This is a genomic window from Haloglomus litoreum (assembly GCF_029338515.1).
In the GTDB taxonomy this organism is placed as follows: domain Archaea; phylum Halobacteriota; class Halobacteria; order Halobacteriales; family Haloarculaceae; genus Haloglomus; species Haloglomus litoreum.
Genome location: NZ_CP119988.1, coordinates 1,947,853 through 1,961,162, shown reverse-complemented (window position 1 = coordinate 1,961,162; position 13,310 = coordinate 1,947,853). Strand labels below are relative to the sequence as shown.

General features: G+C 69.7%; 13 protein-coding genes and 1 pseudogene. 7 read left to right on the top strand and 7 right to left on the bottom strand.

The window, feature by feature from the left end:
* The first annotated feature begins 49 nt into the window (after nt 1-49).
* The 3 genes from P2T62_RS09650 to P2T62_RS09640 are packed head-to-tail and all read left to right on the top strand — an operon-like array spanning nt 50 to nt 3,580.
* A complete protein-coding gene (locus P2T62_RS09650) occupies nt 50-1,246 on the top strand; it encodes a thiolase domain-containing protein (RefSeq protein ID WP_276261188.1) in 1,197 nt (398 codons plus the stop codon).
* Nucleotides 1,243-2,676 carry a zinc ribbon domain-containing protein gene (locus tag P2T62_RS09645; RefSeq protein ID WP_276261187.1) on the top strand — a complete coding sequence of 478 codons (1,434 nt, stop codon included), beginning with the start codon at nt 1,243-1,245 and terminating at the stop codon, nt 2,674-2,676. The genes P2T62_RS09650 and P2T62_RS09645 overlap by 4 nt, the downstream gene beginning before the upstream one ends.
* Before the next feature lie 55 nt (nt 2,677-2,731).
* Nucleotides 2,732-3,580 carry a hypothetical protein gene (locus tag P2T62_RS09640; RefSeq protein WP_276261186.1) on the top strand — a complete coding sequence of 283 codons (849 nt, stop codon included), beginning with the start codon at nt 2,732-2,734 and terminating at the stop codon, nt 3,578-3,580.
* A 151-nt stretch (nt 3,581-3,731) separates the two neighbouring features.
* Here P2T62_RS09640 and P2T62_RS09635 read toward each other — a convergent pair whose 3' ends face one another.
* On the bottom strand, nt 3,732-4,649 hold the full coding sequence (locus P2T62_RS09635; RefSeq protein WP_276261185.1) for a DNA-3-methyladenine glycosylase family protein: 918 nt from the start codon (nt 4,647-4,649) through the stop codon (nt 3,732-3,734).
* Nucleotides 4,650-4,738: 89 nt separating this feature from the next.
* Between P2T62_RS09635 and P2T62_RS09630 the strand changes: the two genes are divergently transcribed.
* Complete coding sequence (locus P2T62_RS09630; protein ID WP_276261184.1) at nt 4,739-5,236, top strand: DUF555 domain-containing protein; 498 nt, start codon at nt 4,739-4,741, stop codon at nt 5,234-5,236.
* Between the two features lie 93 nt (nt 5,237-5,329).
* On the opposite strand, the gene P2T62_RS09625 is transcribed toward P2T62_RS09630, so the two are convergent.
* Nucleotides 5,330-5,560 carry a UPF0058 family protein gene (locus P2T62_RS09625; protein ID WP_276261183.1) on the bottom strand — a complete coding sequence of 77 codons (231 nt, stop codon included), beginning with the start codon at nt 5,558-5,560 and terminating at the stop codon, nt 5,330-5,332.
* A 255-nt stretch (nt 5,561-5,815) separates the two neighbouring features.
* Between P2T62_RS09625 and P2T62_RS09620 the strand changes: the two genes are divergently transcribed.
* A complete protein-coding gene (locus tag P2T62_RS09620; RefSeq protein WP_276261182.1) occupies nt 5,816-6,220 on the top strand; it encodes a translation initiation factor IF-2 subunit beta in 405 nt (134 codons plus the stop codon).
* A gap of 123 nt (nt 6,221-6,343) precedes the next feature.
* Here the strand turns inward: P2T62_RS09620 and P2T62_RS09615 are convergent, their stop codons facing one another.
* From P2T62_RS09615 to P2T62_RS09600, 5 genes and pseudogenes are all read right to left on the bottom strand, one after another.
* Nucleotides 6,344-6,520 (bottom strand): DUF7836 family putative zinc-binding protein, encoded by a 177-nt coding sequence (locus tag P2T62_RS09615; protein WP_276261181.1) that lies wholly within the window; start codon nt 6,518-6,520, stop codon nt 6,344-6,346.
* A 119-nt stretch (nt 6,521-6,639) separates the two neighbouring features.
* Nucleotides 6,640-7,608, bottom strand: coding sequence for a transcription initiation factor IIB (locus P2T62_RS09610; RefSeq protein ID WP_276261180.1), 969 nt, complete (start codon nt 7,606-7,608; stop codon nt 6,640-6,642).
* Between the two features lie 252 nt (nt 7,609-7,860).
* Nucleotides 7,861-9,771: a DUF7282 domain-containing protein gene (locus P2T62_RS09605; RefSeq protein ID WP_474198282.1), complete on the bottom strand. Its 1,911-nt coding sequence runs from the start codon at nt 9,769-9,771 to the stop codon at nt 7,861-7,863.
* Nucleotides 9,772-9,810: 39 nt separating this feature from the next.
* Nucleotides 9,811-10,515: pseudogene (locus P2T62_RS23530) on the bottom strand (DUF7282 domain-containing protein); the annotation flags it as partial.
* A 294-nt stretch (nt 10,516-10,809) separates the two neighbouring features.
* Nucleotides 10,810-11,094 (bottom strand): DUF357 domain-containing protein, encoded by a 285-nt coding sequence (locus tag P2T62_RS09600; RefSeq protein ID WP_276261178.1) that lies wholly within the window; start codon nt 11,092-11,094, stop codon nt 10,810-10,812.
* A 387-nt stretch (nt 11,095-11,481) separates the two neighbouring features.
* Between P2T62_RS09600 and P2T62_RS09595 the strand changes: the two genes are divergently transcribed.
* Both P2T62_RS09595 and P2T62_RS09590 read left to right on the top strand, forming a co-directional pair.
* A complete protein-coding gene (locus P2T62_RS09595) occupies nt 11,482-12,834 on the top strand; it encodes a ribonuclease J (RefSeq protein ID WP_276261177.1) in 1,353 nt (450 codons plus the stop codon).
* 121 nt (nt 12,835-12,955) lie between these two features.
* Entirely contained in the window at nt 12,956-13,192 is a 237-nt protein-coding gene (locus tag P2T62_RS09590) for a hypothetical protein (RefSeq protein ID WP_276261176.1), read from the top strand.
* The last annotated feature ends 118 nt before the right edge of the window (nt 13,193-13,310 follow it).

Here is a 13,310-nt window from a genome sequence, read left to right as displayed (position 1 = left end):
TCCGGGCGGGCGTCGGAACGCTTTCCTCGCCCGCCCCCGCGCCCCCGGTATGCGCGATGCCTACGTCGTCGGAGCCGGCCAGTCCGACTTCGGGTCGTTCCCCGACGAGTCCTACCGCTCGCTGTTCCGCAGCGCGTTCGAACACGCCCTCGACGGGACCGCCGTCGAACCCGACGACGTCGACGAGGCCACGATCGGCACGCTCGGTGTCGGCGGCCGTCAGCTCGGGCTGCCGGGCCCGGCCGTCACCGAGCACGTCGGGCTCGACGGCATCCCGACCACGCGAGTCGAGAACGCCTGCGCCGCTTCGGGCTACGCCGTCCGCCAGGGCGTCCAGGCCATCCGGTCGGGGATGGCGGACCTCGTCCTCGCGGGCGGCGTGGAGGTGATGACCGACGTCTCCTCCGACGCCGTCCGGTACTGGCTCGGCGTCAGCGGCGAGACGGAGTGGGAGCGCCTCTCGGGGACGACGTTCGCGGGCGTCTACGCCCAGATGGCATCGGCGCATATGCGCGAGTACGGTACCACGGTCGACCAGCTCTCGCACGTCGCCGTCAAGAACCACGCCAACGGCGCGAAGAACCCGCACGCGCAACTGGGCTTCGAGTGCTCGCTGGAGGACGCCTCCTCGGCCCCCACCGTGGCCGACCCGCTGACGCTGTACCACTGCTGTCCGACGACGGACGGGGCGGCCGCGGTGCTGCTCGCCAGCGAGGACGCCGTCGACCGGTTCACCGACGCCCGGGTCCGCGTGGCTGGCGTCGGTGCGGGGTCGGACCGTGTCGGGCTGTTCCAGCGGGACACCTACTCGGGGGTACCCGCCTCCCGACGGGCGGCCGACACCGCCTACGAGCGGGCCGGCGCCGGCCCGGAGGACCTCGACTTCGCGGAGGTCCACGACTGCTTCGCCATCGCTGAGCTGATGGCCTACGAGGACATCGGCCTCTGCGAGCGCGGCGAGGCCGGCCCGTACATCGCCAGCGGCGCGACGCGACCGGACGGCGAGACGCCGGTCAACACGTCAGGTGGCCTCAAATCGAAGGGCCACCCCATCGGCGCGACCGGCGCCGGGCAGGTGGTGGAGGCGTTCGACCAGCTCACCGGCGGCGCGGGCGACCGCCAGCTCGACGCGCCGGAGGTCGGGCTCACCCACAACGTCGGCGGTTCGGGCGGCGCCGCCGTCGTCCACCTCCTCGAGCGCGAACACGACTGGTCGGATGTCGAGGACGGGGAGGTGACGGCATGAGCGACCTCGCCATCACGGGTGTCGGTGCGTACGCGCCCCGCCTCCGCATCGACGCGGACGCGTTCGCCGAGGCCTGGGGCCGCTTCGAAGCGTCCGGCGTCGAGCGGAAGGCCGTCGCGGAGGCCGACGAGGACACGCTCACGATGGCTGCTGCGGCCGCCGGCCGAGCACTGGACGCGGCCGGCATCGACGGCGACGAACTCGCAGGGCTGTCGCTCGCGACCACCACGCCACCGCTCGCCGAGGAGGAACTCGTGGTCCGGCTCGGGTCGATGCTCGGTGCGCCGGGGACGGCGACCCATCATCAGTTCACGGCGAGTACCCGCGCCGGGATGCGGGCGCTGGCTGCCGCGCTGGACGCCGAACGGTCGCCCATGCTCGTGGTGGCCGCGGATTGCCCGCGCGCGGAGCCACCCGACGAGCGCGAGCACGCCGCGGGCGCGGGCGCGGCAGCGTTCGTGCTGACCCCCGGCGAGGGCGCACGAGTCGTCGCACACGGGGAGTACACGACACCGCGGCCCGGCGAGCGATTCCGCGAATCGGGTGACGACCGCGTGCAGGGCCTCGGCGTGACCAGCTACGACCGTGCGGTGTTCCACGACGCGCTGGCCGGCGCGGCCGCTGATGCGGGCATCGACGAGCCGGACGTATCGGCCGCCGCGGTGCAGGCTCCCGACGGCAAGCGGCCGTACCGCGCGACGGGCCCGCTGGGTGTCGACAGCGAGGCCATCCAGACGTGCGCGACGGTCCAGGACCTCGGTGACACGGGCGCAGCGAGCGTCCCGCTGTCGCTCGCGCGGGCGCTCGCCGACGACCACGACCGCGTCCTCGCGGCCGCCTACGGGAGCGGTGCCGGCGCCGACGTGTTCCTCGTCGAGACCGAGACACCCGTCGCTGCCGAGCTGGCCATCGAGGGCGACCTGGACCTCTCGTACCCCGAGTACCTCCGCCGGCGTGGGGACCTCGACGGCCAGGACCCGGAGGGCGGCGGCGCGTACGTCCCCGTCCCGACTTGGAAGCGCTCGCTGGCGCAGCGCCACCGACTCGTCGCCGGTCGCTGCCCGGAGTGCGGGGCTCTCGCGTTCCCGCCGGAGGGGGCCTGCACGGACTGTGGTGCCCTGGTCCAGTACGACGCCGTCACGCTCCCCGGTCACGGCACCGTCGAGGCCGTCACCCGGATCGGCCGTGGCGGAGCGCCGCCGGAGTTTGCCACCCAGCAGGTCCGCAGCGGCGCGTTCGGCGTCGTCGTCGTCGCGTTCGACGGCCCGGACGGCGGGGTCGTCAGCGCACCCGCACAGGTGACAGACCACGACCCCGAGGCGGACGGGGAACTCGCCGTGGGGGACCGTGTCGAGGCGGTCGTCCGCCGGGTGTACACGCAGGAGAACGTGACCCGCTACGGGTTCAAGGTCCGCCCCGCGGACGACTGACCGGCGGCGTCACTCGGCACGAGGACTTATCCTCGCGGCGGCGGCACCGGGAGCCGTGCGAGACTACCCGCCGGTACCGTCGCTCGCGGACGTCGCGTCGGACCACCTGCAGGGGCACGTCTGGGTCCACGAGTGGCTCGACGCGGCCGCGGTCCGGTTCGCGGTCGCGTCGGCCGGCTACCTCCGGTTCGGCGACGCCGAGCGGACCTTCGAGGAGGTGCCACCGACCCTGGGGTACGCCGGTCGCTTCATCGAGCGGGCCTTCGACCTCGGGGCCTACCTCGATACGGTCGACGAGCCGGCGCGCTACACCTTCGCCGGGGCGGCGACACACCACCGGAGCATCGACTACGACTGGGACCGGCTCCCGGCCGTCATGGGGACGGCCATCTGGGACGGCCACGAGGAGCGATGGCTGCCGCCGGACCGCGCCCAGCAGGTCTTCGAGCGGCTCGGCCCCCCGCCGGTCACCGTCGTCGAACGCGAGCGGTCGGTCGACCAGCGGCCGCTCGCCGGGTACGACCTGCCCGCGTCGGCGTGGTACGACGGCCCCGCGGCGGGCGTGACCTTCGTCGACAAGCGCGGCCACCGGGTGCGACTGATGGCGGCGGACGTTCCAGACGAACCACCGACGGTCCGCGTGGAGACCGACGGCGCGACGGGGCTGGCCGAGCAGTTCGTCACGGACGACCTCGTCGCGACGCGGGCAGCGGCGCTGGAGGAGCGTGGAGAGTCGGTCGCGTTCGACCCGCTGTTCGAGGCGGTGCTCGACCGCGTGACGCGCGCGAACCACGGCGCGCTGTTCCGGGGCGTCACCGACACGGGTGCGGTCGACATCGACTGGGGTGCCTTCCGGGGGACGGTCGCGGAACGGGTCCGCCGGTGGCTGGAGACGACGGAGTGACGGTCACGCTGGCATGGCTGACAGGCGACGCCCCTGGCCCCGCTGACACGGTGTCGGCGTCGCGCCGCTCGTCCCACCGTGTCCTGGCTCGTCAGGTCACGGCGGGGCTGGTGCGGACCGGTATTTGAACTTCGGGGGGCGGTGGTCCGGGCTACTCGCCGCCGGTACGGAGGTAGAAGAAGACGTACGTCTGCGCGTACCCCGCGTACTCGCCGCCGAAGCGGTCGCGGATGGCGCGTGAGGTCTCGGCGTAGTTGCCGCGGTCACATTCCGGGTAGTACTCCTCGATGGCGGTGCGGATCCACGTATCGAGAGGGACCGCCTCGAGGAAGTCCAGCGAGAACAGCAGCACGCAGTCGGCGACCTTCTCGCCGACGCCGACGAACTGGGTGAGGTAGTCGCGCGCGGCCTCGTACTCCAGCTCCCGGGCCTCGTCGGGGTGGGCCTCGCCCTCGGCGACCATCTCGGCGGTCCGCTGGACGTACGGCGCGCGGTAGCCCAGCGACAGGTCGCGGAGGTCGGCCTCGCTGGCGGCGGCGAGCTGGTCCGGGGTGGGGAAGGCGTGGTAGGTCCGCCCGTCGAACTCGACGGTGTCGCCGTACTCGCGTGCGAGCCGTCGCTGCATCCCGTGGATGCGCGAGACGCGCATCTGGGCCGAGCAGATGAACGAGATGAGGCAGGCGAACGAGGGGTCCTCGACCAGTCGCATCCCGCCGTACGCCTCGTACGCCCGCCGGAGGAGCGGAAGGTCGGGCGTCGACTCGACGATGGCATCGAGGTCGTCGTCCAGCCGGAGCAGGCGCGTCAGGTGCCGGGGTGCCTCGGGTGTCGAGGCCTCCCACTCCAGCGCCCCGCCGGTGAGCCGGCATCGGAGCACCTCCGGCTCGTTCGTCCCCGTCTCGGTCGCCGGCAGGACGGTGTGGTACCAGGCGTCGCCGCCCCAGGCGACCTCGTCCGTGAACATCCCGCCGTCGGGGCGGCCCCAGACGTAGGTCTGCCCGCTCTCGAGCGTCGACTGGAGGTCGAACCCCCCGGCGAACTCGGAGACGGGGAGACGGCCACTGTGCATACCCCGACTCGGTGCGGGGGTGGCATCCGGCTTGCGTTTCCGTACCCGGGCAAACTTCTTGTCGCCTGCGTGCGAATCGTTGTCTGGGTATGGATTGTCGCGTTGTCGTGGAGGCGGCGGTGCCCGTCTACGACGTCGGGAGTGCCGACGAGGCGGTTCGGATCGCCATCTCGAAGACGGGTGAGATGCTCAACCCGGACCTCAACTACGTCGAGATCGAGATGGGCGAGCGGTCGTGCCCGCACTGCGGCGACGAGCTGGAGCCCGCGTTCATCGCCGCCGACGAGGGACTGGTGGCGCTGGAACTGGAGATGACCGTCTTCAACGTCGAGCGCGACGAGCACGCCGCGCGCATCGCGCGCAAGGAGATCGGCCAGCGACTCGAGAACATCCCCCTGGAGGTGCTGGAGGTGGAGGTCATCGAGGACGCGGACGAGGACGAGTCGGACTCGGGGACGGAGGGCGAGGAGGCGGAGCCGGAATCGGGCGACGAGGAGGCCATCGAGGACCAGCTCGACCTCGATGTCGGGCTCGATGACGACGATGACGATGTCCTCCCGGAGTTCGAGGAGCTCATCGAGGACTGACTCAACCGGTAGCCGACACTCGCGGGGTCCGTCGCCCGCGTGACGGAGCCGCCGCTGGAGGGGGTGATGGACTGGATAACGCGCTGGTCGCGTTCAGTCGGCGGCGACCGGTTCCGCGACCTCTTCGGTCATTTCCTCGGTGATACCATCGGCAAGCGCGAAGACCGCGGCCTTGTGGTCGGTCTTGGACTTGTGGATGGACGTCGGTCGCACGCCGAGGTTCTGGTACTCGGTGGCGGCGACGTCGTCGCCTGTGCGCTGCTCGTAGTGATTGCGTACCTCTGCAAGCAGGCCGTGGAGATGGATGAGTTCCTGCTTCTTCATAGCCACCCGCGCCTTACCACTGGATGGTTATAGTATTATCCTGAGTGACGTTAACATGGAGTGTCATTTCGGGGGCGCTACGGGCTGTGAACGGCCGATTCGGCTTGGGAACACCCCACGTGCTTGGTGGCAACTACTGCCGGTGGTCGTCTCCCGTCGGCGACATCGGTGACCCGGGGTTGGGGCCACCGGGGTCGTCCGCGCTGGGCCGCGGGCAACGTGAAACCTATGGGGACCGGCCCGATACGGCGGCATATGAGCTACGACGACCACCTCGACCGCGCGCTCGAGGAGACCCCCGACATCGAGGGGAGCGGCGACCGCTTCCAGGTGCCCGATGTCGAGGTCCGGCAGGAGGGGAACGCCACGGTGTTCGAGAACTTCCAGGACACCATCGACCGGCTCGACCGCGAGGCGGACCACGTGATGAAGTACGTCCAGAACGAGCTCGGGACCAGCGCGTCCATCGACGAACGGGGCCGCCTGCGGCTCACCGGCGACTTCCGACAGGCCCGTGTCCAGGACGCCATCGAGGAGTACGCCGAGGCCTACGTCCGCTGTCCGGAGTGTGGCCTCCCCGACACCAACATCGTCCGCGAGGGCGGCGCGGAACTGCTCCAGTGCGACGCCTGCGGGGCGCGGTCCGCCACGGGGAGCTGACGCGCCCGCACGGTCTCCAGTACGGACCCCTCTAAGCGACCCTCTCGATTTATCCGCAGATTTGGAGAGGAAATCTCACCACAATACTGCAATACTACCGATACGGAGTGTACAATTGCCCTATCAGAACTGCTTCATCGTCTTCAGGTCGTGCTCGGTCCGGGCGAACTCGGAGAGACGGCGCGTGGCGTGGCAGGCCGGGCAGTGGAACGTGGTCGAGACCTCGGGGAGGTCGCTGGGCGAGGACTCCCAGTTCTTGCCACACTCGGGGCAGAGCAATCGTGCGTACGTCTCTTCCATACCGTCGCTGAACGAGCAGGGGACGCAAAAACGTTGTCACCGGTCCGACGATGTGTCGGCGGACCGGTTCGGTCGCTGTCGCGAGCCGGGTGGGCCCGCGACGAGCACCCACGCGGCGATCAGGCCGTGATGACCTCGGCCGCTTCGAGCAGCTCCTTGTACCGGTTGCGGATGGTGACCTCGGAGATGCTGGCGACCTCGCTGACCTCGCTCTGGGTGACCTTCTCGTTGCAGAGCAGGGCCGCGGCGTACACCGCGGCGGCAGCGAGTCCGACGGGCGACTTGCCCGAGAGGAGGCCGGCCTCGCGGCCGTCCTCGACGAGGTCCCGGGCGCGGCGCTCGACCTCGTCGCTCAGCTCGAGGTCGCTCGCGAACCGGGGGATGTAGCTCTCCGGGTCCGCCGGGGCGATCTCGAGGTTCAGCTCCCGCACGATGTAGCGGTAGGTCCGGGTGAGCTCCATGCGGTCGACACGCGAGACCACGCTGATCTCGTCGAGGCTCCGCGGGACGCCAGCCTGCCGGGCCGCAGCGTACACCGCGGCGGTGGCGACGCCCTCGATGGAGCGCCCGGGCAGCAGGTTCTCCGCGAGCGCGCGGCGGTAGATGACGCTCGCGGTCTCGCGGACGTTCTCGGGGAGGCCCAGCGCGCTGGACATCCGGTCGATCTCGCCGAGCGCCTGCTTGAGGTTACGCTCCTTCGAGTCGCGGGTCCGGAACCGCTCGTTCCAGGTCCGCAGGCGCTGCATCTTCTGGCGCTGGCGCGAGGACAGGCTGTTGCCGTAGGCGTCCTTGTCCTGCCAGCCGATGTTGGTCGAGAGCCCCTTGTCGTGCATCATCTTCGTCGTCGGGGCGCCGACGCGGCTCTTGCTGTCGCGCTCGCTGGCGTCGAACGCGCGCCACTCGGGCCCGCGGTCGACGGCGTCCTCCTCTACGACGAGACCGCAGTCGCTGCAGACGACCTCGCCGTGCTCGCTGTCCGTCTCGAGCCGGCCGCCGCACTCGGGGCAGACCGTCTCCTCCTCGGCCTCGCGCGTCCGCTCTGCCTCGCTGGTGTGCTCCTGTGTTCGGAGTGTCGTGGTATCACTCATTGTGGGTGCGAGAGACGCCCCTCTGCCGGGCCGGGTAGACGAAAGAAATCCGGCGGGACGACTCCTTACCCACAGTAAGGCCGAAATCTACTTAAACATTTCGCTCTCGTGTGAGCCGTTACCACGACCCTGGTGGCTCCTAACCGCCGAATTCGTCCATTCAGGAACAGGACGGTGCACCGGCCATGTGAAATAATGATATAAAAGAATGTCGGAAGCAGGTTCTTGAAGCTACCGGGGCGTCCCGGTGGTTCAGCTCCGACGGGCGAGCAGTGCCGCGCCCAGCAGGGCGAGCACCGCGACGACCACGCCGAAGCCGGGCTGACCGCCGGATTCAGTGGTCTCGGGCGTGTCGTCGCTCCCGCCGTCGCCACCCATCTCGGTGTCGGTCGCGCCGTCGGCCAGCGTGACCTGCGCGGGCGCGAGGACGATCTCGCTCTCGGCGGTCACGTAGGGGCCGTCGGCGGCGCCCTCGCTGGAGACGAAGTCGTACGTCTCGTCGCCGTCGGTGTCGAGGTGCGGCATCGCGAAGAACTGCCCCGACGCCTCGACGGGGGTGTCCAGCGAGACCTCGACGTCCTCGCTCGTGCCGGCCTCCAGGTAGCTGGAGGTACCGCGCACGGAGCCGATGGCGTCGTCGCCGACCGTCGCGTCGTGGATGGTGACGAAGCCGCCCTGAGACATCGTGACCGAGGCGACCGTCAGGGAGTCACCCTCGGTCTCCTGGTCCTCGAAGGTGACCGACGCCGACCGGACCGTGAGGCTCGCGGGGGCGACGACTGCGTCGCCGCCGCTCGTGTACGGCCCGTCAGCGCCACCTTCGGAGCTGACGAAGTCGTACGCCTCGTTGTCGTTCGAGTCCGTGTGCGGCATCGCGATGATGGATCCGGACTCGGTGTACGGGTCGTCGAGGGAGACGCTGATATCCTCGTGCGAGCCAGCCTCCAGGTAGTCGGAGGTGCCCCGCACGGAGTCGAAGACGTCACCGTCGAGGAGGCTCCCGTCGTGGATGGTGACGAAGCCACCCTGCGAGAGGGTCGCGCTCGCCACGTCCACGGAGGAGGCCTGCCCGTTGGCGGTCTGGTCGTTCAGCGTGACCGTCGCGCTCGCGTTCCCGGCGCCCATCCCCACGTCGGAGACGTTCACCGTGGCGGGCGCCACGACGATGTCCTTCGCCACGTAGGGACCGTCGGCGGCGCCCTCGCTGGTGACGAAGTCGTACTGCTGGTTGTCGTTCGTGTCGTAGTGGGGCATCGCGATGAGCGTGGTCGACTCCTCGAGCGAGTCGAGGGAGACGCTCACGTTCTCGTGCGTGCCGGGACCGAGGTACGCGGAGGTACCCCGGACGCTGTCGAAGACCGCGCCCTCCAGCAGGCTCGCGTCGTGGATGGTGACGAAGCCGCCGTCGTGGAGCGTCGCGGACTGCACGGTGACGTTCGTGTCAGAGGTGGTCTGTGCCTCGAAGGTGACCTGGGAGTCCACCGTCGCCTTCGCCAGGTCGATGACGAGACCGCCGTCGTTCGTCGTCACGGGCCCGTCGTCGTTCCCGCCGCTGGTGACGAAGTCGTACGACTCGTCGCCGTCCGTCTCTCGGTGGGCCATCGGGACCACCGTCGTCGACTGGCGGAGCGGGTCGTCCAGCGTGACCGTGACGTTGTCGTAGTAGCCGGCCTCCAGGTACTCCGAAGAGCCCCGGACGCTGCCGGTCACGGCGCCCGCGTTGAGCGAGGCGTCGTGGATGGTGACGTAGCCGTCCTCGGAGAGGTCGACGTGCTCGACGACGACCGTCCGACCGTCGGAGGGCTGGTTCTCGATGTGGAAGTTGGCCGCGATGTCCAGCGTCGCCTGGTCGATGACCGCGCCGTTATCGTCCGTGTACGGGCCGTCGTTGTTGCCCTCGCTACGGACGAAGTCGTAGCGCTCGTTGTCGTTCGTGTCCTTGTGGGCCATCGGGACGACGGTCGCGTTGTCGTCCGTGAACGGCTCGTCCAGCACGATGTGGACGTTCTCGTGGTAGCCCGGGCCGAGGTACTCGGAGGTACCCCGGACGGAGCCGAACGCGTCGTCCGAGACGTTCCCGTCGTGTGCGGTGACGAAGCCGCCCTCGGGGAGGAAGACGGAATCGACCGTCACGAGGTTCCCACCACTGACCTCGTCGGCCATCGTGACGTTCGCCGTGTCGGTCAGCTCCGCGCTCGCGGAGTCGAGGACGATGTTCCCGTCCTTGTCCGTGTAGGGACCGTCGTCCTCGCCGTTGCTCGTGACGAAGTCGTACGACCCGTCGTCGTCCGTGTCACGGTGCGGCATCGGGATGACTGTGTCGTCGTTCTGTAGCGGCTCGTCGAGCGTGACGCGGACGTCCTCGTGGACGCCGGCGCCCAGCTTCGGGCTCACGCCACGGACGCTCTCGAAGGTCGCCCCGTCGAGGAGCGACGAGTCGTGGATGGCGACGAAGCCGCCGTTGGCCATCTCCGTCCGGTCGACGACGACGCTGGAGCCGTCGGTCGGCTGGTCGGAGATCGAGACCGTCGCGGACGCGGTGACCGTCCCCACGTCGACGACGATCTCGCCGTCGGCCGTGTACGGGCCGTCGATCTCGGCGTTCCCCGAGACGAACTCGTAGATGCGGTCGCCGTCGGTGTCCTTGTGGGGCATCGCGACGAGCGTCGTGGTGTTCTCGATGGGGTCGTCCAGCCGAACGGTGACGTTCGTGTGGTTACCCGGCGAGAGGTAGTTCGAGCTCCCGCGAACGCTGGAGAGGACCTTCGCGCCGCCGTCGTTGACGGAGGCGTCGTGGATGGTCACGAACCCGCCGTCCGGGACGTAGACCTGCCGGACCGTGACGGTGGTGCCGCCACTGGTCTGGTTGTCCAGGGTCGCGCTCGCGACGTGCGAGAGCGCGGCCGAATCTGTCGTCGTCGATACTGCCTGTGAGCCGCCCGACTCGGCGTCGGTGGCTGTCGCACCGACCGCCCCGACACCCATCGTCATCCCGGAGAGGACGAGTGCCGCGGCGATCATCAGCACGGATATCCGTCGATGCATACACCTCAACGATGGAGAGGCCCTGTAAAGCGATATTCCGAGTTTCCGCCCCGCTCGGTTCACACTCTCACCCAATTCCGTCCAGGGACTGCGCCATGACGCGGACGGCTCCGCGGTGGCGTGGCCGCCAGCCCGGGTGGAGGTTCGTCCCGGGGCTCAGACTGTGAACAGATGCCCCTCGTCGGGCACGTCGAACAGGCCGATGCGGGCGCCCGCATCGAGCCACGCGTGGCCGTACGAGAACGCCGCCAGCGCGTTCACGAGGTCCTCCTCCTCCCGGAAGTGCCGTCCGTCCTCGAGGTACGAGTGGGCCATCTCCTCGAACTCTGCCGCGGCCGCATCGAGCGGTGTGTCGGCGGGCGCGACCGGCTCGGCGGCGTCGAGCGCCTCGGCGAGCAGTCGCTCGTAGCGGTCGGTCTTCTCGGCGAGGTCGGCGGACATACCGACTCGTGCGGCACCGAGGGGCTAAGGCGTGTCGCCCGGGCTGAACCCCCCTCCGAGGTCGAACCCCCGAACTTATACGCCTGCGCTCCGGACCTGCAGGTAACCGAGCATCGGTCGCCCCGGGAACGCGTACGGGGGGCGACCGGCAGCGTCGTCGGGAACGATCCGGGCCGGCTCCACGGTTCGTGGGGCCGACCGGAATCCGCCCGACGACCCGCCGACGGTCGGCACGCCCCGGCCACGGCTCCGCTTGGAGCCGCTGGACCGGCCTCCGGGCCCGCGTTCGGGCCCTGCGGTCGCGGGACGCCCACCCGTCGTCGGCCGCGCAGCTATGCGGTCTCGCCGGTCCCCCCGTCGTCCGGGGCGGCCACTCGGCACAGAACCATGGAAGTAGAAATCGCGACAATCGGCGGCTACGAGGAGGTCGGTCGGCAGATGACTGCCGTCCGAGCTGGCGACGATGTCGTCGTCTTCGACATGGGGCTCAACCTGTCGAAGGTCCTCATTCACGACAACGTCGAGACCGAGCGGATGCACAGCCTGGACCTCATCGACATGGGGGCCATCCCGGACGACCGCGTCATGAGCGACATCGAGGGCGACGTGCAGGCCATCGTGCCCACGCACGGCCACCTCGACCACATCGGCGCCATCTCCAAGCTCGCCCACCGGTACGACGCGCCCATCGTGGCGACGCCCTTTACCATCGAACTGGTCAAACAGCAGATCCAGAGCGAGGAGAAGTTCGGCGTCAAGAACGACCTCCAGAAGATGGAGGCCGGCGAGCAGATGCAGATCGGCGACTCCGGGCAGGTCCAGCTCGAGTTCGTCAACGTCACCCACTCCATCATCGACGCCATCAACCCCGTCCTCCACACGCCCGAGGGCGCCGTTGTCTACGGCCTCGACAAGCGCATGGACCACACGCCGGTCATCGGCGACCCCATCGACATGAAGCGGTTCCGCGAGATCGGCCGCGAGGGCGAGGGGGTCCTCTGTTACATCGAGGACTGCACCAACGCGGGCAAGAAGGGCCGCACGCCCTCCGAATCCGTCGCCCGGCGCCACCTGAAGGACGTGATGACCTCCATCGAGGACTACGACGGCGGCATCGTCGCCACCACGTTCTCCAGCCACGTCGCACGTGTGAAGAGCCTCGTCGAGTTCGCCCGCGACATCGGGCGCCAGCCGGTCCTGCTGGGCCGGTCGATGGAGAAGTACAGCGGGACGGCCGAGCGCCTCGGCTTCGTCGACTTCCTCGACGACGTCGGCATGTACGGCCACCGCAAGAGCGTGGACCGCACGTTCAAGCGCATCATGAACGAGGGCAAGGAGGACTACCTCCCCGTCGTCACGGGCCACCAGGGCGAGCCGCGCGCGATGCTCACCCGGATGGGCCGCGGCGAGACCCCCTACGAACTGGACCAGGGCGACAAGGTCATCTTCTCGGCACGGGTCATCCCGGAGCCGACCAACGAGGGCCAGCGCTACCAGTCCGAGCAGCTGCTCCGGATGCAGGGTGCCCGCATCTACGACGACATCCACGTCTCGGGCCACCTGAACAGCGAGGGCCACTACGCGATGCTGGACGCGCTCCAGCCCCAGAACGTCATCCCGGCCCACCAGAACATGAAGGGGTTCGCGCCGTACGCGGACCTCTGCAAGTCCGAGGGCTACAAGCTGGGCCGTGACCTCCACGTCACGTCCAACGGCAACACCATCCAGCTGACCGAGTAACGCCACCGCGGGCGGGCATCCCTGCGATGCCGCGCCCCGGAGCCGTGCGGCCCCATTCCTGCCCCGGAGCCGTCCGTCGACCGCCCCGTAGTTTTAGTAGCTCCGGTAGCGTGTGTCATGCATGAGCACGCCACCCCGCTCACGTCGCGGTGCGACCGGACCGGCACGCCCCGGTGCCATCGGTCCGGCCATCAAGCTCCTCCTCGGCGCGGTGTTCGTCGCCACGCTGGCCTACGTCGGAACCCTCATCGCGGGTGCGGCCGCGGGGGCCGCCGTCCCCGTCGCCTCGCTGCTCGCCGGCATCGGCCTCCTGGCGTTCTTCGTCATCGTGTACGCCTTCGCCCCGGGGCCGCTGTAGCGGCCCGGTCGGGCTCGGCCGCCGTTCGACGGTCCTTCCGGCACCCCTCTCGGGCTCGGTTCGGTAGCCGAGCGACGCTACCGACGAGACCCGCGGGGCTTTTGAGTGTCGGCGATGA

Coding starts and splice junctions, on each gene's coding strand:
- P2T62_RS09650 (WP_276261188.1), top strand. CDS start 50: ATGCGCGATGCCTACGTCGTCGGAGCCGGCCAGTCCGACTTCGGGTCG.
- P2T62_RS09645 (WP_276261187.1), top strand. CDS start 1,243: ATGAGCGACCTCGCCATCACGGGTGTCGGTGCGTACGCGCCCCGCCTC.
- P2T62_RS09635 (WP_276261185.1), bottom strand. CDS start 4,649: ATGCACAGTGGCCGTCTCCCCGTCTCCGAGTTCGCCGGGGGGTTCGAC.
- P2T62_RS09630 (WP_276261184.1), top strand. CDS start 4,739: ATGGATTGTCGCGTTGTCGTGGAGGCGGCGGTGCCCGTCTACGACGTC.
- P2T62_RS09625 (WP_276261183.1), bottom strand. CDS start 5,560: ATGAAGAAGCAGGAACTCATCCATCTCCACGGCCTGCTTGCAGAGGTA.
- P2T62_RS09620 (WP_276261182.1), top strand. CDS start 5,816: ATGAGCTACGACGACCACCTCGACCGCGCGCTCGAGGAGACCCCCGAC.
- P2T62_RS09615 (WP_276261181.1), bottom strand. CDS start 6,520: ATGGAAGAGACGTACGCACGATTGCTCTGCCCCGAGTGTGGCAAGAAC.
- P2T62_RS09610 (WP_276261180.1), bottom strand. CDS start 7,608: ATGAGTGATACCACGACACTCCGAACACAGGAGCACACCAGCGAGGCA.
- P2T62_RS09605 (WP_474198282.1), bottom strand. CDS start 9,771: ATGGCCGACGAGGTCAGTGGTGGGAACCTCGTGACGGTCGATTCCGTC.
- P2T62_RS09600 (WP_276261178.1), bottom strand. CDS start 11,094: ATGTCCGCCGACCTCGCCGAGAAGACCGACCGCTACGAGCGACTGCTC.
- P2T62_RS09595 (WP_276261177.1), top strand. CDS start 11,482: ATGGAAGTAGAAATCGCGACAATCGGCGGCTACGAGGAGGTCGGTCGG.
- P2T62_RS09590 (WP_276261176.1), top strand. CDS start 12,956: ATGAGCACGCCACCCCGCTCACGTCGCGGTGCGACCGGACCGGCACGC.